Genomic DNA, 26,527 nt, shown 5'->3' on the forward strand with positions numbered 1-26,527 from the left:
AAGTGTCTAATATGGACGGCAACAGAAACGCAGCAGGAGTCATGCATGGAAACCGCGCATAGTGCAGTCAAGACCACGCGATTGGAAGAGTATCAGCCTCCAGTCTATCTGGTGGACGAAGTGGTTCTGGATGTGGATATCCATGATGGTGTGACGACAGTTACCAGTACGCTGTCGCTCCAACATAACCCGGCTTCTCCGGTCCCGGCGGGAGAGATGAGTTTCAATGGCGAGGGGCTTGTCCTGCGCTCGTTGGTCCTGGACGGTGTTGTGCTTGAAGAGGAGAGGTACGAGTACAGGGATTCTCAGTTGATTGTCAGGGGGCTGCCTGAATGTTGCCAATTGACGTCGATTGTAGATATCGAACCGGAAAAAAATACCGCACTCGACGGACTCTACCGCTCCAACGGCATGTACTGCACGCAGTGCGAGGCGGAAGGCTTCCGCCGTATCACCTTTTTCCCGGATCGCCCGGATGTGCTGGCCCGGTTTACCACTACAGTGCGGGCTGACAAGAAGCGCTATCCGTTGCTGCTATCCAACGGTAACCCGGTAGAGCAGGGCGAAGAGGGCGATCGCCACTGGGTGACCTGGGAAGACCCGTTCCCGAAACCCTGCTATCTGTTTGCGCTGGTGGCCGGTGATCTGGCCTGTCTGGAGGACAGCTATACCACCGGTTCTGGTCGTCAGGTGTCGCTGCGTCTTTATGCAGAGCACCGCGATCTGGACAAGCTGGACCACGCCATGCTGTCGCTGAAGAATGCCATGCGTTGGGATGAAGACAGCTACGGGCGTGAGTACGATCTGGATATCTACATGATCGTGGCAGTAAGCCATTTCAATATGGGGGCCATGGAAAACAAGGGCCTCAATATCTTCAATACTTCCTGTGTGCTGGCTCACCCGTCTACTACCACCGATGCCGGTTTTCAGCGGGTGGAGTCCGTGGTGGCCCATGAATACTTCCATAACTGGTCGGGAAACCGGGTCACCTGCCGGGACTGGTTTCAGCTCAGTCTCAAGGAAGGGTTTACCGTATTTCGTGACCAGCAGTTTTCTGCGGACATGAACTCCGCCGCCGTGCAACGGGTGGAGAATGTGGATTTTCTGGTCAACCATCAGTTCCCGGAAGATCAGGGGCCAATGGCCCATCCTGTTCGCCCTGCGCAATACCAGAAAATCGATAATTTCTACACGCTGACGATCTATGAAAAGGGCGCCGAAATTGTCCGTATGCAGTATCACCTGCTAGGGGCCGATGATTTTCGTCGCGCTACGGATCTTTACTTCGATCGGTTTGATGGTCAGGCCGTCACCTGTGATGACTTTGTTGCCTGTATGGAGGAGATCTCCGGGCGAGATCTGACTCAGTTCAAGCGCTGGTACAGCCAGGCCGGTACGCCGGTGCTGACTGTGACGGATCGCCTTGAGAACGGCCGGTACCAGCTCTCCTTCCGCCAACACACCCCCCCGACACCAGGGCAGGCTGAGAAGCAGGCGCTGATGATCCCGGTGCGTCTGGCCTTATTGGACGAAGCTGGTGAGCCGTTGCCGCTGGATGAGCAGGGCAATCGCGAGAAGGTCATTATTCTCGACAGGGAAGAGCAGATCCTCAGTTTTGATGCTGAAGGGCCGGTTACCCCTTCCCTGTTGCGGGGCTTTTCTGCGCCGGTGGTGCTCGACTACGCCTTCGACCATGACCAGCTAACCCGTCTGCTGGCCTACGACAGTGATGGCTACTGTCGCTGGAGTGCTGCCCAGCGGCTTTACTTCTCCGCGCTGGATCGTCTGGTGAACGGGACTGGCGACGCAGCCGCCGAGGCGCAAGCACTGGTGCCGGTATTGGAGCAAGTGATCGGTCGGGCTGATGAGGATCCGGCCCAAGCTGCTCTGTTGCTGTCATTACCTGGCGAAGTGGCCCTTGGAGACAGGCATGCGCCTCTGGACCCTGGCGGCGTCCATGCTGCCCACCGTGCCATGAAGCAGGCCTTGGGCAAGGCATTGCAGAGTCACTGGCTGTCACTGGCTGAGAATCTGATTGCAACCGAGCTGGAGATGGATGGTCGGGCCATGGGGCGCCGCCAGTTGCGCAATCTGGCACTGGATTACCTGGCAGCGTCCGGTCATCCGGAAGCGCCACGATTGGCAGCAGAACTGTTTGAATTGCCGTTATGCATGACCGAAGAACTGGCCGCACTGCGGGTGCTGGTGCATTACGATTTAGCCGGCGCCGATCAGGCTCTGTCCCAGTTCGCTGAACGCTGGTCAGATGAGGCCCTGGTAATGGATCAGTGGTTTGCCGTCCAGGCGGCGACTCCGGGGCCGGCCAGCTTGTCCAGAATAGAGGCACTGATGAGCCATTCTGCTTTTGACTGGACAGTACCGAATCGGGTGCGAGCCTTGCTGGGTACTCTCGCAAATGGCAACCCGTCTGCCTTCCATTCTCCCGACGGCGAAGGCTACCGCCTTTTCGCGGCAGCATTGAGTCGGCTAGATGGGATTAACCCCCAGATTGCTGCCCGGCTGGCCAATGCGGCCGCGCGTCTGTCAAAGCTGGAGCCCGGGCGCCGCAAGCAGCTAGCGTCGGCCCTGGAGCGAGTGGAAAAGGATGCCTCGGACAATCTCAGCGAGGTCCTTGGGCGGATTTTGGCTGTTTGATGCGAATCGACTACAAGATGAAAAAATAGTGATGACTGGCTGGTCGTTAAATGTACACTGAGGGGGGATTTCTTTTTCGTCCCGATATGTAAGAATTAAGACTTAGTCTGGGTAGTGGTGTGCATCGGGGAGAATGATGGGACCGATGATACAACGGGAGAAGCCGCTGCCCGGGCAAGAACAATAAAGCCATGCATGGCAATTCGGAGAGCTACATGAATAATAATCCCCTGCGCAAAACCAGGTTAGCGATGGCTGTTGCTGGTGCTGCAGCCCTTACCAGCTTGTCACTTCCTGCCTCTGCAATTCAGCTTCAATTCGATAACCCTGACTGGACCGGTCGACTGGATACTGCCTTGTCCGTCGGTGCGTTGTTCCGCACAGAAGGGCAGGACCGGATGTTGGCGGCCAACGAAGATGTGGTTGACATGACCCTTAAAGGTTATGGCTCCCAGGTCAACAAGAACGATGCCAACAACAACTTTGACACTGGTCTGGCGTCTCTGGTCTACAAGATCACCCCGGAGATGGAGCTGAACTGGCAGGGGCGTTATGGCATGTTCGTCCGTGCCACCGCGTTCCACGATGAGCAGATCATGGGCGGTGGTCATGATGGTGGCGCTCTGATGAAATCGGGTCCCTTCGTGCCGGGTAACGGGTTTACCCGTTATGCCACATACTCCGATTATGCCAACAACGGTATCGGTGACGATTTCAACAGTGATGCAGAGCGCTATGCGGGTCAGCGTGCTCGTATGCTGGATGCCTATGTGTGGGGGAGTTTCGATCTGTTCGAGAAGCCCTTGAACGTGCGTCTGGGTCAGCAGGTCATCAACTGGGGTGAAGCGCTGTTTATTCAGGGTGGCGTTAACACTGCCAACTACTTTGATCTCAATGCGCTGCGCTTGCCGGGCTCTGAAATCAAGGAAGCCCTGTTGCCACTGGATAGCTTGTACTTTTCCTACGGCCTGACCTTTAACGCGACACTGGAAGGTTTCTACCAGTTCGAGTGGGAAAATTCCGAAGATGCGCCAGCGGGCACCTACTTCTCCACTCATGATGCATTCCCGGGCAGGGGTGCTGACAACGTGATTATTGATGGTCGTGTCGTGGCTCTGGGGGCTGGTGCACCGGGTCTGGAAAATGCGTTCGCTGCCTACACGGCTCAGTTTGGTCCTGGCTACGAGTACGAAGCCACTCAGGTAACGGTTGATCGGATTCGTGATGAAGACGCGAAGGATAATGGCCAGTTTGGTTTGGCCTATCGCTATTTTGCCGAAGCCCTGAACGGTACGGAATTCGCGCTTTACTATACCCGCACTCATGCACGTACGCCTGTGGTGGGTTCCCGCATCAACAAGATCAACACCTCCGGCCTGGCGGGTGTGCCGGAAACCATTGACACCACCGAATACCAGATGGCCTATGTGGAAGACCAGGACATGTTCGGTGCCAGCTTCAACACTGTCGTCGGCACCATGTCTCTGGCGGGCGAACTGGCGTACCGCCCCAAGCGATCCATTATCAATGAAATCGGCGACAACCTGATCCAGTCTCTGGCTGGCGCAGCAGCAAATCCGGCCCCAACCCTGGGTGATCTGACTCCGCACTGTGTGCGGGCAGAGCTTGGTGGTAGCTGCCTGAGTTCCAACACGGCGGTGCAGGAAGGTCAGCTCTATTACTTCTACGACGAAGTGGAAAGCTATAACGGCTCCCTGGTCAGCATTTTCAACTTCGGGCCGACCTGGGGAACCGATGGTTTGATCGCGCTGCTTGAACTTGGCGTTGAGCACATCGAAGGCCTGGAAAACCCGGAACTGGAATATAACTCCACTGCTGCCATTCTTGGTTCCGAGGCCCAGATTCTGAGCCCGGATGATCCCAATAAATATAATCTGGATGATACATCCTGGGGTTATCGTGCGGTCCTGAAGGCGGATTACAACAATATTTTCGCCGGTATTTCCATGAGCCCGAGCGTGCGGATTGCCCACGATGTAAGTGGCAATTCACCAATCGGTGGTAACTTCATGGAAGACCGCAAAGCCGCTACCCTGGGGCTGGATTTTGTGTACCTGAACAACCTGGAAGTGGGCATGTCTGCCACCAGCTTCTGGGGCGCCAAATATTCCAACAAACTGGCGGACCGGAACAACGCTTCGGTTTCTGTTAAGTACTCTTTTTAATTTTTTCCGGGCCGGGTTTCCGGCCCGTTTATTCGGAGAGCAATCATGTTGAAGAAATTGACCGCCATGGGCAGCGCGCTTGCGCTGTCACTGAGCGTAGCGGCCAATGTGCAGGCTGCCGTGTCCGCGCAAGAAGCGGCAAAGTTGGGTAAATCCCTGACTCCGTTCGGGGCTGACGTCAAAGGTAACGGGAAAGCCGTTTCCACTGGCCTTGGCATTCCGGACTGGACCGGTGGTATCCAGAAGAAGGATATCCCCAAGGAATATACCCGCCCCGGCCAGCACCACCCGGACCCTTTCAAAAATGACAAGGTAGTGTTCACCATCACCGCCCAGAACCTGTCCAAGTATGCGGACAAGGTGCCTGAGGGTGTGCAGGGTATGCTGAAAACCTACCCGGATACTTTTAAACTCAATGTCTACCCGAGCCGTCGCTCTACCTCCGCACCGCAATGGGTTTACGACAATACCAAGAGCAATGCTACCAAGGCTTCGTTGGCAGAAACCGGTGTTAACAACGCATTCGGCGGGATTCCTTTCCCGATTCTGAGTGGTAGCAACGAAGACAAGGCCCAGCAGGCGATCTGGAACCATATCCTGCGGTGGCGCGGTCTGTACGTGGTGCGTCGTGCTTCAGAAGTGGCGGTGCAGCGTAACGGTGCCTACTCCCTGATCACTTCTCAGCAGGAAGTGTACTTCCGTTACTACGATCCCAAGTACAACTTCGACAGCCTGGACAACATCATTTTCTACTACCTGTCCTTCACCAAGGCGCCGGCACGTCTGGCCGGTGGGGCGGTGCTGGTTCATGAAATGCTGGACCAGAAGAAAATGCCGCGTCAGGCCTGGGGTTATAACGCCGGCCAGCGTCGTGTTCGTCGTGCTCCCAACCTGGCTTACGACACCCCGATCGCTGCAGCCGACGGCCTGCGTACTGCCGATGACACCGATATGTATAACGGTGCACCGGACAAGTACAACTGGAAGCTGGTTCATGAAAAGCCGGTGGAAATGTTTATCCCCTACAACAACTACAAGATGGACAGCCCGGATGTGAAATACGAAACCCTGCTGCAACAGGGCCACGTGAATTCGGACTACCAGCGTTGGGAGCTGCACCGTGTATGGGTAGTGGAAGCGAACCTGAAGGAAGGTGAGCGCCATATCTACGAGAAGCGTCGCTTCTACATTGATGCGGATTCCTGGCAGATCGCCGCCATCGACCAGTATGACCGTCGTGATGAGCTGTGGCGTGTAAGCCTTGCCTACATCAAGAACTACTACGAAGTACCGACCCAGTGGACCGCTCTGGACACCTTCCATGATCTGCGGGCCCAGCGGTACCACGTACAGTTCCTGGATAACGAAGAACCGTCCATTCTGGATTACAGCCAGCCGGTACCGGATGACCGCTACTTCCATCCGGCCGCCCTGCGCCGCCGTGGACGGTAATGACAAGAAAAGGCTGACCGTTTAACGGCAGCACTGGCAACGCGACCGGGACGCCCATGGCCCCCGGTCGTTTTGCACTCGGCTCGGCAAACGAGCCTTCGGGAAGAGATGGGACAATGAAAAAAACACTTTTGCTGGCTGCTGCAGCCATGCTGTCTGCCCCTTTGCAGGCACAGTTTATTGATAGCAAATCGCCGCTGGTTACAGCCAACAACTATCTGGACCTGGCCAATGCCAATGGCCGGATTGTGGCAGTGGGTGACCGCGGCAAAATTCTTTACTCCGATGATGATGGGGACCACTGGCAGGCCGCCAAAACGCCTGAAGAGGTGCTTCTGACAGCGGTTTGTTTTGCGGATGCCCGCAACGGCTGGGCCGTGGGCCACGATGCCGTGGTACTGGGTACCCGTGATGGCGGAGAAAGCTGGACGCTTCAGTACAGTGATCCGCTGGGTGGCAGCGATGATAGCGAACCCGCTGATGAGAGCATGGATGATCTGTCCATGGACGATATCTATGGCGACCCCTATGAGGACGATGCCTACGGGGATGACCTCTACAGCGATGATCCCTACGAGGAAATCGCTGCTGCACCTGTTGATACCTCCGGCGCGCCGCTACTGGATGTGCACTGTGAAAGCCGTGACAAAGCCGTGGCAGTGGGTGGCTATGGCTACTATCTGGAAACTTCCAACGGCGGCGATACCTGGAAAAAACGAACTGCTGCACTGAGTAATAATGATGGCTGGCACCTGTACGGCTATGCGGCCGCTCCTGCCAGCAGCGATCGCTATCTGGTTGGTGAAAAAGGCGTCATCTTTCGCTCTGCTGACAAGGGCCAGAACTGGGAGGCACTGACCAGCCCCTATGAAGGCACCCTGTTCGGTGCCACCCCGATATCCGATTACCAGGTGCTGGTTTACGGCCTGCAAGGCAATGTGTGGTTAACCGCCAATCGCGGCAGTAGCTGGGTCAAGGTGCCCACCAAGCTGACCCGTGGTGTGAATGACGGCACGGTACTGGACGACGGCACCGTGGTGCTGGTGACCAATGCCGGCGGTATTCTCACCAGCCATGATGGTGGTCAAACCTTCTCCCTGCGGTTCCTTCCGGACCGTGAATCCATCTCCGCAATTTTGCCCCGAAAAGCGGGCGGCGTTCTTGTCGCCGGCCAGGGCGGAGTGCGCGTGATTGAAGACGTAAAATAAGGGGCACAGCATGTCAGGTCGTATTTCCAAAACCATTGCCGGCGGGCTGTTTTCCATTCGTCCCGTTGTGCTGCTGCTGTTTATTGCAGCGACTGTCTTCCTAGGCTTTCAGGCCAGCAAGATTCAGCTTAATACCGATATCCGAAAGATGGTCCCGCTGGGTCACCCTTATATCCAGAACTTTCTGGAACACAAGGATGATATGAGCCTGGGCAACGATGTACGTGTCATCGTTGCAGAAACCCAGAGTGACGACATTTTCAATCCCGAGTACATGACCGCCCTGAAGGAAATCACCGATGAGGTGTTTGCTCTGGATGGTGTGGATCCCAGCAAGATCAGTTCCCTCTGGACCAGCAATGTACGCTGGAATGAGGTAACCGAGCAGGGCTTCCAGGGTGGTGAAGTGATTCCTGCCGGCTACGATGGCAGCGACGAGACGCTCGAAGACCTGCGCACCAATGTGCTTCGGTCTGGCCAGGTTGGCCGTCTGGTGGCGGATAACTTCCAGTCCAGTGTGGTGCATGCCCATTTGCTGGATGCGCTGGGTGAAAACGGCGTAGATATTCCCGTGCTGGCAGCACGTCTGGAGGAGATTCGCGCTACCTATCAGGAAAAGTACCCCAACGTTCGTATTCATATCGTCGGCCTGGCCAAAAAAGCCGGGGATGTGATGGCCGCAGCAGAAGAAGTAGCCATGTTCTTCTTCTTCACTCTGGCTTTGATTGCGGTACTGCTGCTGTTTGATACTCGCTGTTTGCGCAGTGCAATGACAGTGACCGTCTGCTCTTTTGTGGCGGTTATCTGGCAGTTGGGGATTGTCAGTACGCTGGGCTTCACCATCGACCCCTATTCCATGCTGGTGCCGTTCCTGGTGTTTGCCATTGCGGTGTCCCATGGTGTGCAGATCGTCAACACCCTGGCGAACTACGCGGCAGAAGGGCAGACCCCGCTGGATGCGGCGCGTAATACTTTCCAGTCCTTGTATGTACCGGGCATGGTGGCGCTGGTGTCAGATGCCATTGGTTTCCTGACGCTCTATATCATCGATGTAGGTGTGATCCGGGAACTGGCCATGGCGGCCAGTATCGGGGTGGCGGTGATCATCATCACCAACCTGATTGTAGTGCCGATGGTGCTTTCCTACCTGGGCGTGAGCGGTGCATCAGTGCGCAAGATTCAGGCGGGAGAGAAGAAAGATCACCCGCTGGCCGGCTTGTTTGCCCGCTTTACCCGTAAGCCTTTGGCGGCCCTCTCCATTGTGATTGCCGTGGCCGGTTACGGGGTTGGCATCTATATGAGCCAGGATCTGAAAATCGGTGACCTGGACAAAGGGGCGCCTGAGCTCTGGCCGGACCCGTGTGAAGAAATGGATTGCCCGCGCGGTTATGAACCCAAGCCCCGCTATCGCTATAACCACGACGTGAATTTCCTGGTGTCCAACTACTCTGTCAGTGCGGATGTGCTGGTGGTGATGGGCAAGACGCCGGTGGAGTCCTGTAACACTTATCCCGCCATGCAGACCGTGGATGATTTGTCATGGACCCTGCGCAATGTGGATGGGGTGCAGGATGTGGTTACCATTGCGTCGGCAACCAAGCTGATTTCCACCAACATGAATGAAGGCTCCCTGAAATGGGCCACCATTTCCCGGGATCAGTACGCGCTCAACAATGTCATGAGCTTCATGCCGGACAGCCTCTACAATCTGGACTGTTCCCTGGCACCGGTATATGTGTTCCTTGATGACCACAAGGCGGAAACTCTGGATCGCGTCACCGCAGCGGTGGCCGATTTTGCCGAGAAGCGCAACAACGAAGAGGTCATCGAGTTCAAGCTGGCGTCAGGCAATGCCGGTGTGGAAGCTGCCACCAACCAGACTATCGAGGCCAACCAGTATCCCATGCTCGCCCTGGTGTACGCGGTGGTATCGATTCTGGTGCTGATCGCCTTCCGCTCCATTCGTGCGGTGATTTGTATCATCGTGCCGCTGGGGCTGACTTCCATCCTCTGTCAGGCACTGATGGCGCATCTGGGTATTGGCGTGAAAGTGGCAACACTACCGGTGATTGCCCTGGGTGTCGGTATCGGCGTGGATTACGGTATTTATATCTACAGCAAGCTGGCCCACTACCTGAAACAGGGCATGGATCTGGAAGCTGCCTACAGGGAAACCCTCAAGACCACAGGCAAGGCGGTGGCCTTTACCGGCATCACCCTGGCCGTGGGCGTGATCTTCTGGGCATTCAGTTCCATCAAGTTCCAGGCGGATATGGGGATCCTGCTGACCTTCATGTTCCTGTGGAACATGATTGGCGCCCTGTGGCTGCTGCCCGCTCTGGGCTGCTTCCTGCTCAAGCCTGATGCGGCCCGCGCTCGTCAGAACAGCTAACTGACGCGCTGGTTTCTGTTGGTTATTTTCAAGCCCGGCTCTGCCGGGCTTTTTTTTGTTGTTCGTAAAGGCAGGGTATGCAAACAATCCGGCTTGGGAGGAGTCGGGTTCACAAGGGGAAGTGTCCGCCAATCCTGGCTACAGGGGCTCTTACTCACCAGGTCTGTCCGACACAAAACATCGAAGTGACGGGGTAGCTTGGCTATAATGCCGGCCATTATCACAATCCGGGTTGTCCCATGCTGTACTCCCTTGCTCGCCCTCTGCTGTTTTCCCTGTCTGAAGAACACGCCCATGAGCTCACTCTGGCCATGCTTCGCAAGCGGTCGGGTAAGCTGTGGCCGGGCAGTGTGCCGGCATCGCCACGGGAGGTGATGGGTATTGAATTCCCCAATCCGGTGGGCTTGGCAGCGGGTCTGGACAAGAATGGTGATTGCATAGATGGTTTGGCGGATCTGGGTTTCGGTTTTATCGAGGTGGGCACGGTAACCCCGCGTCCGCAGGCGGGTAACCCTAAGCCTCGCCTGTTCCGTCTGCCCAACGCCGAGGCGCTGATCAACCGGATGGGGTTCAACAATCTGGGAGTGGACTATCTGGTTAGTGCGGTTAAACAGAGCCGCTATAAGGGGGTGCTGGGTATCAATATCGGCAAGAACAAGGACACTCCTGTTGAAGATGCGGTTCAGGATTACCTGAGTTGCCAGCAGAAAGTCCACGCCTATGCGTCCTACCTGGTGGTGAATGTTTCCTCACCGAATACCCCCGGTCTGCGTAGCCTCCAGCATGGTGATGCGCTGAATGAATTGCTTGGCACCTTGCGCGAAGCCCAGACCCGTCTGGACGCGCAGCATCGCCGGCGCGTGCCGTTGGTAATCAAGATTGCTCCGGACAACAGCGAAGAAGAGCTGCAGGCCATGGGCGAAGCGTTCGTGCAGCACGGTATTGACGGCGTTTGTGTGGGCAATACCACCCTGTCACGGGCAGGGGTGCAGGGCCTCCCCAAGGGTGATGAGCAGGGCGGCCTCAGCGGCGCCCCCCTGAAACCCATTGCCAATCAGGCTCTGGCGACCATGAGCGAAACCCTGAAAGGACGAATCCCGATTATCGGGGTGGGCGGCATCAATAGCGCCGACGATGCGCTGGAAAAACAGCGCCTGGGCGCCGATCTGGTTCAGATCTACAGTGGCCTGATTTATCAGGGGCCGGGTCTGATTGGTGATATTGCCCGCGCTTGGCCCAAAGCTCTCTGAGCTACGAGCTACGCGGGTTAGATAGGGAAGGGCTGAGAAGTTGCCGGGACTTCGTCATTGCTACGAAGCCGCTGTAGGAACTGAGCGTAGCGGAGTAACGCACGTAGTCCCGTGCGGCCCGAAGGGGGAGCGAAGCGAATAACCCATGCTTACATGGCGAACCGTGCGAAGCACGGCATCGTCCGCAGGACGATCAAAGCTAGAAGCTAGAAATTAAAAAGGGCCCGGGAGGGGCCCTGTGAGTCGGCGTTTGATGCGCCGGCGTGGTGTTGAACGGGTTTCAGGTGTTAGCCGATATTTTTCAGGTTCTGAATGCTGGAGACCCCGAGCATTCCATGTGCGAAATCGGTGCGACCTTCGCGCCAGCCGCCCATCCAGTTGGTGCGAGCACTGAGGGCGCCAAACGGGCATTCCTCACGAGATTTTCCATCCAGGCCGGCGTTGTATCCCCGGCTGTAGGCGCGGTCGTCTTTGTTTCTTTTTTGTCGCTTCATAGACGCTTTCCCTTTCACAGATAGCGGTATTGAAAATGACCCCTGGCAGAGAACAAGGCCAGTTATCGGGGTCGACTCATTCAGTATGGGAAAGCGCTGGGGTAGTGTCGAATATCATGTAGCAATATGGTTCGTGCCTGTTAAGCATATGACGTATAAAGGACAACTTGACGACGATTTGTGTAACGCATTGAAAGTTAAATACTTAATTTTATCGTTACGCATAAAACAGTCACTTACGAGGTATCAGTAATGGAATTTGTGGCCACCAGCATGCCCGGTATCGCCGAGTTGCTGGCCGATGAACTGTCGTCACTGGGCATATCGGTAACAGAAACCGGTCGTGCCCATGTGGCATTTACCGGCGGTACCGCGGATGCACTTCGGGTCTGTCTGTGGTCGCGGTTGGCAGAACGGGTGCTGTTGCCCCTGGCGACCCTTGGCGTCACCCCGGACATCGCACCGGAAAAGCTGGCCGCCAGCCAGGACTGGCTGTCCCTGGTGGGCAATGATGCGCCGCTGCATATCCATCTTGAGCACGGACCGGGTGTTCGTGGGGATAACCGCATCAGCAGCAAGCGCTTTATTCAGGCTCTGCCGCCACAATTCACGGTATCCCGGGATGCCCGTGGCAGTTGCTGTATCCGGGCCCGGCTGGATCCCAATGAGGCGCATCTGTGGCTGGATCTGGCTGGCGATCCCTTGCATCGGCGTGGTTATCGGTTGGCCGGCGGTCGGGCGCCTCTGCGCGAGACCCTGGCCGCCGCCATGTTGTGGGCCGCCGGTTGGCGCCAGGGCAATCATCCGGCAGCGCTAATGGACCCGTTCTGCGGCTCCGGCACCCTGTTGATAGAAGCCGCACAGATCGCTGCCGGCTGGGCGGCGGGTGCCCAGCGCCAGCATTATGGCTTCCAGCAGTGGCGGGCGTGTCGCCGTCAGCTCTGGCAGGATGCCATGGAAGAGGCTGCCGAAAGCGCACGCAAGCCGCTGCCGGAGATGTCCCTGAAGGGATTTGATGTGGATGGCCGGGCGATCCAGCTGGCCCAGCAGAATGCCGATCGGGCGGGGGTTCGTCAGGTCATTCATTTCGAACGCCGGGAACTGGGCGCTCTGCGTTCCCGGGATTTTGCCGAGCAGGGCTTGCTGGTGGCGAACCCGCCCTGGGGCGAGCGTCTTGACGAGCAGCAACAGGCCGGCTGGCTGCATTTCGCCCTGGGCCGGTTGCTGGCCAAACTGGCGCCGAACTGGCAAGCGGTGTTGCTTGGCGCTGACGCGGAAGTCATGGATCGCTCCGGCATGGACCTGCAGAGCCAGTGGCGACTGAAAAACGGGCCGTTCAACAACTTCATTCGCCTGTATCACTCTCGCCAGCCGGCGCCGGTGGAGGTGGTGACCATCGCCGAGTCATCCGCCTTTGAGGTGCCGGAAGGGGCGCAGCCGCTGGTCAACCGCCTGCGCAAGAATGGCAAACACCTGCGCCGCTGGCTGGAACGCGAAGATATCCAGTGCTATCGCCTCTACGATCGAGACCTGCCCGAGTTCAATGTGGCCGTGGACATCTATGGTGACCAGGTGCTGGTGCAGGAATTCAAGGCGCCGAAAACCGTGGACCCGGAGAAGGCCAAACAGCGACGGGATCTGGCGGTCACCGCTGTCCGGGCGGCCTTGGGGGTGCATCGCGAACAGGTGCACCTGCGTACCCGGGAGCGCCAGAAAGGCAACCAGCAGTATCAGAAGCTGGATGGCCAGGGGCGTTACCGGCTGGTGCGCGAAGGCCAGGCCCAGCTGCTCATCAACTTGCAGGACTATCTGGATACGGGACTGTTCCTCGATCACCGTCCCACGCGGCTGAAGATTGCCGAGGAAGCCGGTGGCAAGCGCTTCCTCAACCTGTTTGCCTACACCGGCTCAGCCACCGTGCATGCGGCTGTTGGCGGCGCCAAACGCACTGTCACCGTGGATGCCTCCAAGCGTTATCTGGAATGGGCGGCCTGCAACCTGGCCGCCAACGGCTTTTCCACTGACCAGCATGAGATGGTCCGCGCTGATACCATGCGCTGGCTGGACGAATGTCAGGAGCAGTTCGATCTGGTGTTCTGTGATCCGCCCACTTTTTCCAACAACAAGTCGCGCAGTGACTTCGTGGTGGAAGAGCACCATGGTGAGTTGATCCGCAAGATCATGCGCCGGCTCGAGCCGGGCGGGGTACTGTATTTCTCCTGCAACTACCGCCGTTTTGAACTCGACCCGAGTATCAGCAAGTGGTATCAGGTAGATGATATTTCCCGCTGGAGCATCCCGGAAGATTTTCGCCGGAATGACAGGATTCATGTCTGCTATGCCATTCGGCATGTGGAGGACTGATGAGCGTAGTGCTTTACACCACGGTGGGCTGCCACCTCTGCGATCAGGCCCGTGAGCTGGTGTCCACTGTGGCACCGGATCTCACGCTGACACTGGTTGATGTGGCCGAGGACGATGATCTGCTGGCTCGCTATGGCGAACGCATTCCCGTGCTGATGAAAGAGGGGCGGGAGCTGGGCTGGCCATTCAGTCTGCTGGATGTACAGCAGTTTCTGGCAGGCTGATTGATGCAGGCTTCACAGCGGCAAGATCATCATTGTTGCCATGGAAACGATAAGCCCCAAAAAACTGCACAAGCGCAAGGCCGATGAAGTCGAGATTTTCTCGGCCTGCCTGTCGGTGTGCACGGTCAAGGTCCGCTTCGGCGATACCTGGTACTGGGTGGCCGACGACAGCGGCAAAATTATGCGCTTTAATGGCCCGGAGCATGCCAATAACCAGCTCCAGACCCTGTCCACTGGCACGGCACATCTGCTGCATCATTCCGCCCATGCGGAAATGGTTGGCCAGCCCGAAGGGGAGGTGATCCCGCCCCTTCGGGTGCGCTTTCACTGGCGAAGCCAGAGCTGAAACGTTGCCAGCCCCAAGCCGTCGGATTGGGGGCCTCCCACAACAAAGAATGGGATCCTGGATGCCTGGAGTCAGAGGTTAGGTGTAAACAGCGCTCGGGCATTGGCAGAGGTCAACTGCGCTACGCTGGCCACATCCTGCTCCCGCAAAGTCGCCACCCGTTTGCCAATCCAGGGTAGCAATGAAGGTTCATTGCGCCGTTTTTGCGGAGGGGGTTCCGGCAGGTCCCGGGGCAACAGATAGGGGGCATCGGTTTCCAGCAGCAGCCGGTTATCCGGGATATTGTGCACCAGCTCGGCCAGCGGCTTGCCGCGGCGCTCATCGCACACCCAGCCGGTGATACCGATGTGGCAATCCAGATCCAGATAATCGAAAAGCGCCTGACGCGAGCCGGTAAAACAGTGCACGACCGCACCGACAAGGTGATCCCGATGGGCTTTCAGAATGGGTGCAAAGCGCTCGTGGGCATCGCGTTCGTGGAGAAACACCGGTAGCCGGTATTCCACAGCCAGGGCGAGCTGGGCCTCGAAGGCACGTTCCTGGTCCGGGCGTGGGGAAAAGTCACGATTGAAATCCAGCCCCATTTCGCCGGCGGCTTTTACGGATTTCTGGGTTAGCAGTTCCCGTAGCTCCTTTTCCAGGGCAGGGGAGTAGAAACGGGCGCTATGGGGATGCAGGCCGGCAGTGGAAAACAGGTCATCGTGCTGGCTGGCCAGCTCCATGGCCAGGCGGGATTCGTCCACATTGGTGCCGGTCAGTAGTTGCCAGGTCACCCTGGCAGAACGGGCCCGTTCGAGTACCTCATCCTGATCATCCCGGAACTGCTTGTCGGTCAGATTGACGCCGATATCAGCCCAATGGGGAATGTCGGTCTTGCAGTGAGTAGTGTGAGGTTCTTTCATCAGGGGCCTGCTCCGCCAGTTGTTCGCGCAGGGATTCTACCCGACGACGGTTGGCACCTAAATCCCAGTAGCCCACTCGCGATGCGGAACGAACCTCTACCACGCCGTCTTCACGAATATAGAAGGTCACATCATCCACGAAACGCAGCAGTCGGCTGGAGAAGCGGGCCTGAATACGGGACTGGCCGACTACATCGAACTCGACGCGGTCAAGCTGCCGCAGCAGAGCCTGTAGACGAGTCATGCTGGCCTTGCGAGTTTTTGCTACTTGCAGAGGCGCTACCCGGCGATCTTCGTCTTTGGCCAGGCTGGAGACGCAGTTGGGCGAATCCGGGCAGGGAGCGAGCAGATGCGTATCGGACATGGCGGCAACACTCATAAATAGCAGAATGGCACTAGTAAGAATTCGGATCACGGATCAACCCCACGAAAATCCCCTCGATGATCAGTTGATCAGCCGGCACCTTGATGGGCTCATAGGCTTCATTAGCCGGTAACAGGGTGGCACTGGATTTGTTCAACTTTAGGGTCTTCACTGTGACTTCTTCGTCAATGCGGGCAACCACGATCTCACCGGAGCGGGCCACGTTCGATTTGCGCACGGCAATCAGGTCGCCATCAAAGATGCCTGCTTCGATCATGCTGTCGCCCTGTACCTTCAACAGGTAAGTAGGGCGTTGCTTGAACAGGCCCTGGGGCACCGGCACGGTGCGTTCCACATTTTCGATGGCCTCAATGGGGACCCCTGCGGCCACTTTGCCGACTATCGGTAATTCTTCTTCCGACCAGTAAGCATTGTCGAGCAATTGAATGCCCCGGGAGCGGTCACTGTGGAGTTTGATAAAGCCCTTGCGTTCCAGGGCTCGCAAATGGTCAGAGGCGGCATTTTTGGACTGAAAGCCCATGATGTCGGCAATTTCCGCGCGAGTGGGTGCCATACCGGTATCGGCGATACATTCGCGGATACAGTCCAGCACCTGTTGCTGGCGATCGGTGAGTTTGCTGCTCATAACCTTCTCCATTTTTCCCGCAGGATTTCGGTTCCATACCCGGGCGTCATAGACGCTTCTGGCTAACCAGGGTGTCAGCCAAGGCTGACAAACAGTGCTACAAAACCGATGCTAGCATAGGTACTGATAATATGAACAGTGCTATTTGAACAGTTGTGGTGGGCTGAATTTCACCGCTTTCGGGAGGATATCGTTGCCCTGTGACTGCGGTGGCACTAGCATAATGCAAGGAGCGTCTGGATGGTTGCGGGTCTTTGTGTTGATTCGCCCTGCAGGCAGGCTCTTCGATAATAATTCCATCAGACCTGGGGATAGTAGATGGAGCAGGCCAATAATAATGACTTCGGCCAACAACGGATCCGGCAGCTGTTATCCGGTGTTCCGTTTTTCAATGAAATTGCCCGTGACGATCAAAGCGAATTTGCCCAGCTTGAGCACAATACCCGCCTTTGGGTAGCCGGTTCCGGTGATACTGTGATTCGTGCCGGGGATGTGGATTCCACCCTGTATTTCCTGCTGCGAGGGCAGCTTGAAGTGCTGTCTGATACCACCGGCGAAGCGCCGCTTTATTACGTATCGCCGGGGGAAGTTTTTGGCACCCTTTCCATGTTGCTCGGTACCCCGCGCAGCGCCACTATCAAGGTGTCAGAGACTGCCCGTGAAGCGGTGTTGGTGAGCCTGGATTTCAATGAATTCAATGAGGATGACAGCCCTTATTCGTTGACCACCCGGCTGGCGTTCTTTCACATGATCGTTCACCACATCCGCTGGACCCTGGAAGTCAAACGTATGCAGTCGCCAGATCATGAACTGGTTCAGTCTATGCGCAAACTTCCGGTTTTCCATGGCGAAAAAGGCAGCCGCGAAGAACTGGCCGCCCTCAAGGTGCAGGCCCAGGGCCTGGCGGAGCTGCTATGTCGCTGGAACGAAGAGGGAGCGGAAGGGACGGGGGCGTTGCAGCTAACGTGAAGGCAGTTAATAGTTAACAGTGAATAGTGAACAGTTTCGCGGAACAGGTTTTCTGTTTTGTGAACGCAAGAGGCCGCGTCCAGGGGATGGACGCGGCCTCTTACGTTTCAGTCAGGGATGCGCCGGCACGCGCGCTATTAACTATTAACTGCCTTTCTGATCCACTTTCACCGCCAACACATCGCAATGCGCCCCCGGTACCAGGCCGCGGGCGGTAGAGCCCAGTAGCAGGGCCAGGCCGCTGCGGGTGTGGCTGCCGACCACGATCAGATCGGCGTCCAGCTTGTCTGCCTGATCGAGGATGGTCTTCTCGATGGAACCCAGCTCCACATGGACATTATCGGCGGGTATCTGATACCGGCCGGCATAGGTGTCGGCGGTTTCCCGGGCCTGTGTCATCAGGCCACTTTGCAGATCGGTCACATCCATGGGCACATCGGCACCATAGGCCAGGGCCAGGGGCTCGATCACATGGATCAGATGCAGTTCACCATCATTGCCTGAGAGTACCCCGGCGGCCCGGGACAACACCTGGGCAGACTCATCACTGCAATCAATGGCGACCAGAATTCGGCGATAGGGACTGGGCACGGTTCTCTCCCTGAAACGGTGTCTTTCCCGCAGTATAACGCTCTTTGGGTGGCTTGCCAGAACCTGTTTCTCACTGGGAGGGTTGCCGGGGACCCTCTCTCTGGTCTACTACTAAAAAAGGACGGTCGGTGACAGCAGAGCTTGACCCGGCCATACCGGCGCTGTCTAAATAGCGCCCGAAGAAGACTGGCGCCGCCTGTGCGACCGCCATATTGGGCACTGTAGCCGGTGCGCTCTGTTCAACAAACCGCCGCCATTGAGAACCTGAGAATGGGAAAAACTCTTGTTATTGTGGAGTCGCCTGCCAAGGCCAAGACCATCAACCGCTACCTGGGCGACGACTTCGTAGTGAAGTCCAGTGTCGGCCACGTACGCGATCTGCCGGTCAGTGGTGGCTCCAAGAAGAGCACCCCTCAGGAGCGCGCCAAGGAAGCGGCCTACACCCGCTCCCTGCCCAAGGAAGAGCGCGAGGCCTATAAAAAGAAGAAGGCCAAGGCCCAGTTGATCAACCGCATGGGCGTGGACCCGGAACACGGCTGGAAGGCCCATTACGAGATTCTTCCCGGCAAGGAAAAGGTGATTGATGAACTCAAACGTCTTGCCGCCAAAGCCGACCGCATCTATCTCGCAACGGATTTGGACCGCGAAGGGGAGGCCATTGCCTGGCACCTGCGGGAAGTGATCGGTGGCGACGATACCCGCTTTGATCGGGTGGTGTTCAACGAAATTACCAAGAAAGCCATCCAGGCCGCCTTCGAGCAGCCCGGCAAGCTCGACCTGAGCCGGGTGGAAGCCCAGCAGGCCCGCCGTTTCCTGGATCGGGTGGTGGGCTTCATGATCTCCCCGCTGCTGTGGGAAAAGATTGCCCGTGGCCTGTCCGCCGGCCGGGTGCAGTCCGTGGCGGTGGAACTGGTGGTGGAGCGCGAGCGGGAAATCCGTGCCTTTATCCCGGAAGAGTTCTGGGAAATGCACAGCGATACCCACAGCGACCAGGGCGAAGCCCTGCGCCTGGAAGTAGCCAAACACAAGGGCGTGAACTTCCGCCCGGACAATGGCGACGACGCGGAGCAGCACCGCCGGGCGTTGCAGCAGGCCGGCACGCTCACCATCAGCCAGCGCGAGCAGCGGCCCACCCGTTCCAAGCCTTCCGCTCCCTTTATTACTTCCACCCTGCAGCAGGCAGCCAGCACCCGCCTGGGTTTCGGGGTGAAGAAGACCATGATGATGGCCCAGCGCCTTTATGAGGCCGGCCATATCACCTATATGCGTACCGATTCCACCAACCTGAGCAGTGATGCGGTTGCCGCCTGCCGGGAATGGATTGGCGAGAAGCTGGGTGACAAATACCTGCCCGAGAAGCCGCTATCCTACAGCAGCAAGGAAGGCGCTCAGGAAGCTCACGAAGCGATTCGCCCTTCCGATGTACGCCGCACTTCCGATTCTCTCAAGGATATGGAGCGTGATGCTCAGCGTCTGTATGAGCTGATCCGCCGTCAGTTCATTGCCTGTCAGATGCCGCCGGCGGAATACTTGAGCTCCACGCTCACCGCCACCGGCAATGATTACGAGCTGAAGGCCAAGGGTCGCATCATGAAATTTGACGGTTGGACCCGCATCCAGCCGCCGGCCTCGCGCAAGGGCCAGGAAGATACCCTGCTGCCGGATGTGAAAGAAGGCGACACCCTGACCATCGACCAGGTGGACATCGATCAGCACTTCACCAAGCCGCCGGCCCGTTTCACTGAAGCCAGCCTGGTGAAGGAACTGGAAAAGCGTGGCATTGGCCGCCCATCTACCTATGCGGCGATCATTTCCACCATTCAGGATCGTGGTTATGTACGCCAGGATAACCGCCGTTTCTATGCGGAAAAGATGGGCGATATCGTCACCGACCGGCTGACGGAAAGCTTCCCCAATCTGATGGATTACAGCTTTACCGCCCGGATGGAAGAAACCCTGGATGAAATCGCCGAGGGCCGCCGCAACTGGCAGGATGTGCTCGACGATTTCTATCGCGATTTCGTGGGCAAACTGGAAGCCGCCCAGGGCGAGGGTAGTGGCAAGCAGGCCATCGGCGGCATGCGCGCCAACCTGCCCACCGATACCGATATTGAGTGCCCCAAGTGTGGTCGGCCCATGCAGATACGCACTGGCTCCACCGGGGTTTTCCTGGGCTGCTCAGGTTACAGCCTGCCGCCCAAGGAGCGTTGCACCGCCACCCTGAATCTGCTGCCGGGCGAAGAAGCGGAATCGGTGAATGCCGATGATGAGGAAGCGGAAGCCAAGGAACTGCGTAACAAGAAGCGTTGCCAGAAGTGCGGCACCGCCATGGAAAACTACCTGATCGATGAAAAGCGCAAGCTGCACATCTGCGGTAACAACCCGGATTGTGATGGCTATGTGATCGAGAAGGGCGAGTTCCGTATCAAGGGCTACGATGGACCGGTACTGGAGTGCGAAAAATGTAGCAACGAGATGCAGTTGCGCACTGGCCGGTTTGGTAAATTCTTCAAGTGCACCAACGAAGAGTGCGGGAATACGCGCAAATTGCTCAAGAGCGGCGAGCCGGCGCCGCCGCGGGCGGACCCGATTCCCATGCCGCACCTCAAGTGCGAGAAATACGATGATGATCACTATCTGCTGCGTGACGGTGCTTCCGGTCTGTTCCTGGCCGCCAGCAAATTCCCGAAAAACCGGGAAACCCGGCCACCGCTGATTCTGGAAATCCAGAGTGTTGCCGAGCAACTCGATCCCAAGCACAAGTACCTGGCCGAGGCGCCAGCGAAAGACCCGGAAGGCAATCCCGGGGTGCTGCGCTACAGCCGCAAGGCCAAAGAGCAGTACGTGATGAGCGAGATCGACGGCAAGGCCACCGGCTGGATGGCCTTCTATCGGGATGGCAAGTGGATCGAGGAACAGACCAAGAAGAAGGCGCCCGCGAAGAAGAAAGCGGCTGCCAAGAAGAAGGCCCCGGCCAAGAAAAAGGCCGCTGCCAAGAAATCCTGACCGCTTTACTTGTTGGAGCTATGCTCGCATAGCGAACCTGCTCGCGAAGACCCCGGTTTTCACCATGCGAGCATAGCTCCTACGGTCAGGTTAATCCGTTATACCCATCGTTTCTGCGAGTCCTCTCATGTCCCGAATGGTCCGAGAAAATGCCGTTAGTGGTCTGCGCGAGCGGATCTACTTTGCTCAGGCCCTGCTACGTCAGCTCACCCGCGAACAGGCCGACGCGGTGCCTGCGGTACGCCTGGCCCTGCGTGGTGCCGTGGTATTTCACCTCTATTCGGCCCTGGTCGGTCTGGCTCGCCAGTCTGCCAGCACCTATCAGGTAGCCGGTGCCGACCATTTGTTCAGCCTGGCGGCCCTGGTTCAGGCGTTTCGTGATTCTGAAGTGGAAGCCCCGGAAATGGCCATCCTCGGCCAGGCCCTGGCCGACCGCGCGGACCTGATCGCCTGGCTGGACGGGGAAATGCAGAACGCCATGGGCGCCGCCGGCCTGGCCCGCCGCCCAACCCCGCCCAGCGACGCCAACGCCCTCAACCTGATGGCCGAAGACCGCTACGCCCCCCTGGCAGAAGGCGACCTGGAACGCCTCAACAATGCCATTCAGCGGGTCAGTGAGCTGGTGGAGCATTGTGTGGGGTATCTGGAAGAGTGGTGAAAGCAGTTAACAGTTAATAGTGAACAGTTAACAGCTACGCGAATCGCGATTGTCTTTGCTTTTAACGCATGAGGCCGCGCTCATCCCTTTGGGCGCGGCCTCATGCATTTGAAATGAAACTTTGCTCAGCACGCGAGCTGTTAACTGTTCACTATTAACTGTTAACTGCTTTTTGTCCTCTTCAGCATCCCCCTTTCCGTTATCCTACCTATCATGGTAAACACACTGTTACCCACAACGGTGTGATCAACAAAATAACCAAATCGAGGTTCACCATGAAAGTTCGCCTGCTGCTGGCCGGCCTGGCTCTGGCCTGTGCCGTTCCTGTTCTCCATGCCCAGACGCCGGAAGAGAAAGGGCTGGAAATTGCCCGTGAAGCGGATCGTCGCGGGGCGGGGTTTGGCGACTTCCAGGCGGATATGCGCATGGTGCTGATCACCCAGCGCGGTGATACCTCGGAGCGGGAGCTGCGGGTCAGCACCCTGGAAGGAACGGGTGAGGAGGGTGACAAGAGCCTGACCATTTTCGATACCCCCCGCGATGTGCGTGGTACTGCCTTGCTCACCTACAGCTACAAGACCGGTGATGATGATCAGTGGCTGTATCTTCCTGCCCTGCGCCGGGTGAAGACCATCGCCTCGCGCAACAAGTCCGGCCCCTTCATGGGCAGCGAATTCAGTTTCGAGGACATGCGTGGCCAGGAAGTGGAGAAATACACCTACAAATACCTGCGCGACGAGCCCTGCGGCGAGCTGACCTGTTTTGTCATGGAGCGGTATCCCACCGATGAGAATTCCGGCTACACCAAGCAGGTCGCCTGGATCGACCAGCAGGAATACCGTACCTGGAAGGTGGACTACTACGACCGCAAGGAATCCCGCCTGAAAACCCTGACCATGAGTGACTTTGCCCAGTACCAGGAAAAATTCTGGCAGCCCGGCAAGATGGCCATGGTCAATCACCAGACCGGCAAGGCCACGGACCTGTTCTGGAGCAACTATCGCTATGACACGGGTCTGAGCGAAGCGGACTTCAACCAGAACAGCCTGAAACGGGCCCGTTGATCATGCTGTTGCGACAAACGCTGGTGGCACTGCTGGTGCTGCCCACCCTGGCCATCGGCTGGGAGTTTCGTGGCGAAACCGGGCTGGAGGGACGTTATTTCACCCAGGATTCCCCTTACCAGGCGGCGGACTATTCCACTAATGGCTCCGTGTATCTGAAAGGCGAGGTCTTTCACGAGTGGAACAACCGGGACGATCAGTTCATTTTTATTCCCTACGCCCGGGTTGACGAAAACGATAGCGAGCGGACCCATGTGGATATCCGTGAGCTGTCCTGGATCCACGTGGGTAGCGGCTGGGAATCCCGGGTAGGGATTCGCAAGGTGTTCTGGGGCGTCACGGAAGGGCGTCACCTGGTGGATATCATCAACCAGACCGACCTGGTGGACCAGGTGGATGGCGAGGAAAAGCTCGGCCAGCCCATGCTGAACCTGTCTACGGTACGTGACTGGGGTATTGTCGACCTGTTCGTGCTACCCGGATTTCGTGAGCGTACCTACGCCGGCGAAGAGGGCAGACCGCGTACACCGTTGCCGGTGTCCGACGATGCGCGTTACGAATCCGGCGCCGAAGACAAGCGCGTGGATGTGGGATTTCGCTACCAGCAGTATTTCAACAATGGCCTGCAGCTGGCCCTGTCACATTTCTCCGGCACCAGCCGCGAGCCATTGTTGCTTCCCGAAGCGCTTAGCCCTCAAGAGCTGCAGGCTCTGCTGCTCACCGGCAGCCTGCCTGCCGGCAGCGATCCGCAACTGGTACCGTTGTATAACGTGATTGATCAGACTGGTCTGGAGCTGCAGTACCTGAACAGCGGCTGGCTGTGGAAGCTGGAGGCCATCACTCGCTCTGGCCAAGGCGATCGCTTCAGCGCCCTGGACGGCGGCTTCGAGTATACCCAGGTGGGCGTTTTCGACAGTGCCGCGGACCTGGGCTGGTTGCTCGAATACCTGTGGGAAGACCGGGATGCGTTGCTGGCGTCGCCTTTTCAGGACGATGTACTGTTGGCGACCCGGTTCACCTTCAACGATGTGGCCTCCACGGAGATTCTCGCCGGTGTGATCTACGATCTGGAGAATGACGAGAAGGCCATCAATCTGGAATCCAGCCGCCGCTTCGGCAATAACCTCAAGGCCAGCCTGGAGGCCCGCTTTTATACTAATACTGCGAAACCTCTCTCCGCCTCGGAACTGTACCTGTCAGCCCTGCAGGGCAGGGCGGAAAATCCGGGCCTGAGCCCGGTCAGTCGTTCGGATTTCATCCAGGCGGAAGTGGTGTATTACTTCTAAGCTTTCCGTAGGAGCGTAGCAACGACCGCAGGTTGGCCCGAAGGTGAGCGCAGTAAATAACGTCGCTGGCGGCGCGGTAGCCTGATCTATGGAATCGCGCCGCCAGCGACGCTCCTACAGTGGGCCTTGGAATCATCCCTTGACCCCCTACAGACCCAAACGTATGTTTGAAACGTATGTTTTGAACACAGGGCAGGGCGCATGGCACAGGCGGGTACGGTAGACCGGATTCTGGATACCGCAGAGGTATTGTTTGCCCAGAAGGGCTTTGCGGAGACCAGTCTGCGTGCCATAACCAGCAAGGCCGGGGTAAACCTGGCCGCGGTGAATTACCATTTCGGTTCCAAGGAAGCGCTGATACAGGCGGTATTCGAACGCTTTCTGACGCCGTTCAGTGCGGCGCTCGGTGCCAAGCTGGATGAAATGGAAGCGACCGGTACTCCGGATACGCCGGAAAATGTGCTCGGCATCGTGTTTCGTCTGGCCCTGGGGACCCACCCGGAAGATCCCCAGCGCGCGGCCATCTTCTTTCGTCTCTCCGGGCAGGCCTACAGTCAGCCTCAGGGGCACTTGCGTGACTACCTGCACAAACACTACGGCGCTGTCTTTAAACGCCTGCAGGAGCACTTGCAGCGGGCGGTGCCGAGCGTACCGCCCATGGAGCTGTTCTGGCGTGTTCAATTCAGCCTGGGCGCCGTGATCTTTACCCTGTCCGGCATGCAGTCCCTGCAGGCCATCAGCAAGGCCGATTTCGACCTGGATGTGAGCACCGCGGATATCACCCGGCGGCTGCTGCCGTTCCTGGTCGGCGGCATTCAGGCGGATGTGCCGGAATAACCCGCTTTTCTGTAGGAGCTATGCTTGCATGGCGAACTGAGCGTAGCGAAGGTAATGTTCTAACTGGCTCATTCCTGCGGCCAAACGGTTTTTCGCCCTGCACGCATAGCGCCTACAAAAGGATGGTATGGAACTGATCATCAACCTCTCTGAACAATGGCTGGAACTGCGCGGTGAGCGCACCGAGCGTTTTCCCGTGTCCACTGCCCGCAATGGGGCAGGACAGGCCATGGGCAGCGAAGCCACACCGCTGGGTCAGCATCTGGTGCGGGCCCGTTTCGGTGAGGGTCTGCCGGAAGGTGCGGTGTTCAGCGGGCGCAAATTCGCCGGCGAAATCTGCGATACGGCCAAGGTCCGTGAGCATCCCCAGCGCGATTGGGTGCTCACCCGTATTCTCTGGCTGGGGGGCATGGAACCCGGTCACAATCTGGGTGGTGACGTGGATAGTTTCCGGCGCTTTATTTATATTCACGGCACACCGGACAGTGAGCCCATGGGCACGCCTGCATCCCATGGCTGCATACGCATGCGCAATGCGGATATGATTCGCGTCTTCGATCAGGTGCCAGTGGGCGCCGCTGTCACCATTACCGAATAATCAGGATTGCCATGCCATCCGTTTCCCCCCTGTTGATGCTTGATCTGGAAGGCCTCCAGGTCAGCGATGTGGAGAAAGACTTGCTCAGTCACCCGGGTACCGGTGGGCTGATTCTCTTTACCCGTAACTATCAGGATCGGCAGCAGCTCGCTGAACTGATTCGCCAGATTCGCGCGGTGCGCCCGGAGATACTGATCGCCGTGGACCAGGAAGGGGGGCGCGTACAGCGTTTCCGTGACGGTTTCGTGCGCCTGCCGCCGATGGCCGCACTGGGGCGTCGCTACGACCAGGCCCCGCAGCTTGCGATGGCGGAAGCCACGCTTCTCGGTGAGCTGATGGCCTCTGAGCTGACCGAGCTGGATATCGATCTCAGCTTTGCGCCGGTGCTGGATCTGGACTACGGCACCAGCACGGTAATCGGTGACCGCAGCTTTCATGGCGATGCGGATGCCATGATCGCTCTGGCCAGTGCCTTTATCGACGGCATGAGCGCCGCCGGCATGGCTGCCACCGGCAAGCATTTTCCCGGCCACGGCCATGTGGTGGCGGACTCCCATCTGGAGCTGCCGGTGGACCCGCGGCCGCTGGCCGAGATTGAAGCGGCGGACCTGCGTCCCTTTGTGGCCCTGGCCCAGAAACTGGACGGCATCATGCCTGCCCATGTGATCTATAGTGCGGTGGAAAACCAGACCGCCGGGTTTTCCCGCTACTGGCTACAGACCCGCTTGCGCGAGCAAATGGGTTTTCGCGGCGTGATCTTCTCTGATGACCTGTCCATGGCCGGTGCCCACGGCGTGGGCGGTTATGCGGAGCGGGCCAGGGCGGCGCTGGAGGCCGGATGCGACATGGTGCTGGCTTGCAATAACCGGCCAGGGGCAGAACAGGTGCTGGATTTTCTCGCCGCGACGCCTTTCAGTGGCCAGGTACCGGCCAGCGGTCTTCGTGCCCGCCCACGCCGCCCCATGGAAACCACCAAACGACACGCTGCCACGGAGTTGGCGGCGGCATTGACTGAACCTCGCTAAGGACTCA

The 26,527-nt window shown here is 57.9% G+C and carries 22 protein-coding genes; 17 read left to right on the forward strand and 5 right to left on the reverse strand.

Annotation, left to right across the window (positions count from 1 at the left end):
• Positions 1–45 precede the first annotated feature (45 nt).
• The 6 genes from pepN to Q0Y02_RS00415 all read left to right on the forward strand — a co-directional run bounded on the left by pepN (position 46) and on the right by Q0Y02_RS00415 (position 11,146).
• Positions 46–2,658, forward strand: a complete 2,613-nt coding sequence (gene pepN / locus Q0Y02_RS00390; protein WP_297762771.1) for an aminopeptidase N — start codon at positions 46–48, stop codon at positions 2,656–2,658.
• Between the two features lie 215 nt (positions 2,659–2,873).
• The gene (locus Q0Y02_RS00395) at positions 2,874–4,844 is read left to right on the forward strand and encodes a DUF1302 domain-containing protein (RefSeq protein WP_297762774.1); all 1,971 of its coding nucleotides are present in this window, start codon (positions 2,874–2,876) and stop codon (positions 4,842–4,844) included.
• A 45-nt stretch (positions 4,845–4,889) separates the two neighbouring features.
• Positions 4,890–6,296 (forward strand): DUF1329 domain-containing protein, encoded by a 1,407-nt coding sequence (locus tag Q0Y02_RS00400; RefSeq protein ID WP_286828144.1) that lies wholly within the window; start codon positions 4,890–4,892, stop codon positions 6,294–6,296.
• 116 nt (positions 6,297–6,412) lie between these two features.
• The gene (locus Q0Y02_RS00405) at positions 6,413–7,504 is read left to right on the forward strand and encodes a YCF48-related protein (RefSeq protein WP_286828145.1); all 1,092 of its coding nucleotides are present in this window, start codon (positions 6,413–6,415) and stop codon (positions 7,502–7,504) included.
• Between the two features lie 10 nt (positions 7,505–7,514).
• A complete protein-coding gene (locus Q0Y02_RS00410; RefSeq protein WP_297762780.1) occupies positions 7,515–9,896 on the forward strand; it encodes an MMPL family transporter in 2,382 nt (793 codons plus the stop codon).
• A gap of 239 nt (positions 9,897–10,135) precedes the next feature.
• Positions 10,136–11,146, forward strand: a complete 1,011-nt coding sequence (locus Q0Y02_RS00415; RefSeq protein WP_297762783.1) for a quinone-dependent dihydroorotate dehydrogenase — start codon at positions 10,136–10,138, stop codon at positions 11,144–11,146.
• 287 nt (positions 11,147–11,433) lie between these two features.
• Here the strand turns inward: Q0Y02_RS00415 and rmf are convergent, their stop codons facing one another.
• Positions 11,434–11,640 (reverse strand): ribosome modulation factor, encoded by a 207-nt coding sequence (rmf, locus tag Q0Y02_RS00420; protein WP_035247144.1) that lies wholly within the window; start codon positions 11,638–11,640, stop codon positions 11,434–11,436.
• Between the two features lie 252 nt (positions 11,641–11,892).
• Here rmf and rlmKL point away from each other — a divergent pair, with 252 nt between their 5' ends.
• From rlmKL to Q0Y02_RS00435, 3 genes are read left to right on the forward strand one after another with little or no spacing between them, the layout of a single operon-like run.
• Positions 11,893–14,004, forward strand: coding sequence for a bifunctional 23S rRNA (guanine(2069)-N(7))-methyltransferase RlmK/23S rRNA (guanine(2445)-N(2))-methyltransferase RlmL (gene rlmKL, locus Q0Y02_RS00425; RefSeq protein WP_297762786.1), 2,112 nt, complete (start codon positions 11,893–11,895; stop codon positions 14,002–14,004).
• Positions 14,004–14,228 (forward strand): glutaredoxin family protein, encoded by a 225-nt coding sequence (locus Q0Y02_RS00430; RefSeq protein ID WP_297762789.1) that lies wholly within the window; start codon positions 14,004–14,006, stop codon positions 14,226–14,228. Before rlmKL ends, Q0Y02_RS00430 begins: the two co-directional genes overlap by 1 nt.
• Before the next feature lie 40 nt (positions 14,229–14,268).
• On the forward strand, positions 14,269–14,574 hold the full coding sequence (locus Q0Y02_RS00435; RefSeq protein WP_297762792.1) for a DUF6482 family protein: 306 nt from the start codon (positions 14,269–14,271) through the stop codon (positions 14,572–14,574).
• 71 nt (positions 14,575–14,645) lie between these two features.
• Here Q0Y02_RS00435 and Q0Y02_RS00440 read toward each other — a convergent pair whose 3' ends face one another.
• From Q0Y02_RS00440 to lexA, 3 genes are read right to left on the reverse strand one after another with little or no spacing between them, the layout of a single operon-like run.
• Entirely contained in the window at positions 14,646–15,476 is an 831-nt protein-coding gene (locus Q0Y02_RS00440; protein ID WP_297762795.1) for a TatD family hydrolase, read from the reverse strand.
• Positions 15,424–15,840: a DUF1499 domain-containing protein gene (locus Q0Y02_RS00445; RefSeq protein ID WP_297762798.1), complete on the reverse strand. Its 417-nt coding sequence runs from the start codon at positions 15,838–15,840 to the stop codon at positions 15,424–15,426. Before Q0Y02_RS00445 ends, Q0Y02_RS00440 begins: the two co-directional genes overlap by 53 nt.
• A gap of 31 nt (positions 15,841–15,871) precedes the next feature.
• The gene (lexA, locus tag Q0Y02_RS00450) at positions 15,872–16,486 is read right to left on the reverse strand and encodes a transcriptional repressor LexA (RefSeq protein WP_297762801.1); all 615 of its coding nucleotides are present in this window, start codon (positions 16,484–16,486) and stop codon (positions 15,872–15,874) included.
• Between the two features lie 318 nt (positions 16,487–16,804).
• Between lexA and Q0Y02_RS00455 the strand changes: the two genes are divergently transcribed.
• Positions 16,805–17,455 (forward strand): cyclic nucleotide-binding domain-containing protein, encoded by a 651-nt coding sequence (locus Q0Y02_RS00455; protein ID WP_297762804.1) that lies wholly within the window; start codon positions 16,805–16,807, stop codon positions 17,453–17,455.
• Positions 17,456–17,599: 144 nt separating this feature from the next.
• Here the strand turns inward: Q0Y02_RS00455 and Q0Y02_RS00460 are convergent, their stop codons facing one another.
• The gene (locus Q0Y02_RS00460) at positions 17,600–18,046 is read right to left on the reverse strand and encodes a universal stress protein (protein ID WP_297762807.1); all 447 of its coding nucleotides are present in this window, start codon (positions 18,044–18,046) and stop codon (positions 17,600–17,602) included.
• Between the two features lie 270 nt (positions 18,047–18,316).
• On the opposite strand from Q0Y02_RS00460, the gene topA reads away from it, so the two are divergent.
• From topA to nagZ, 7 genes are all read left to right on the forward strand, one after another.
• Positions 18,317–21,052 (forward strand): type I DNA topoisomerase, encoded by a 2,736-nt coding sequence (gene topA, locus Q0Y02_RS00465; RefSeq protein WP_297762810.1) that lies wholly within the window; start codon positions 18,317–18,319, stop codon positions 21,050–21,052.
• A 127-nt stretch (positions 21,053–21,179) separates the two neighbouring features.
• Entirely contained in the window at positions 21,180–21,710 is a 531-nt protein-coding gene (locus Q0Y02_RS00470; RefSeq protein WP_272975633.1) for a DUF6586 family protein, read from the forward strand.
• A 275-nt stretch (positions 21,711–21,985) separates the two neighbouring features.
• Positions 21,986–22,774, forward strand: coding sequence for an outer membrane lipoprotein-sorting protein (locus Q0Y02_RS00475; RefSeq protein WP_272975634.1), 789 nt, complete (start codon positions 21,986–21,988; stop codon positions 22,772–22,774).
• Positions 22,775–22,776: 2 nt separating this feature from the next.
• Entirely contained in the window at positions 22,777–24,060 is a 1,284-nt protein-coding gene (locus Q0Y02_RS00480; protein WP_297762817.1) for a hypothetical protein, read from the forward strand.
• Between the two features lie 201 nt (positions 24,061–24,261).
• Positions 24,262–24,897, forward strand: a complete 636-nt coding sequence (locus Q0Y02_RS00485) for a TetR/AcrR family transcriptional regulator (protein ID WP_297762820.1) — start codon at positions 24,262–24,264, stop codon at positions 24,895–24,897.
• Positions 24,898–25,024: 127 nt separating this feature from the next.
• A complete protein-coding gene (locus tag Q0Y02_RS00490) occupies positions 25,025–25,495 on the forward strand; it encodes a L,D-transpeptidase (RefSeq protein WP_297762822.1) in 471 nt (156 codons plus the stop codon).
• An 11-nt stretch (positions 25,496–25,506) separates the two neighbouring features.
• On the forward strand, positions 25,507–26,520 hold the full coding sequence (gene nagZ / locus Q0Y02_RS00495; protein ID WP_297762825.1) for a beta-N-acetylhexosaminidase: 1,014 nt from the start codon (positions 25,507–25,509) through the stop codon (positions 26,518–26,520).
• Positions 26,521–26,527 lie beyond the last annotated feature (7 nt).

Origin of the sequence: uncultured Alcanivorax sp. (assembly GCF_947258575.1) — a bacterium.
GTDB lineage: Bacteria > Pseudomonadota > Gammaproteobacteria > Pseudomonadales > Alcanivoracaceae > Alcanivorax.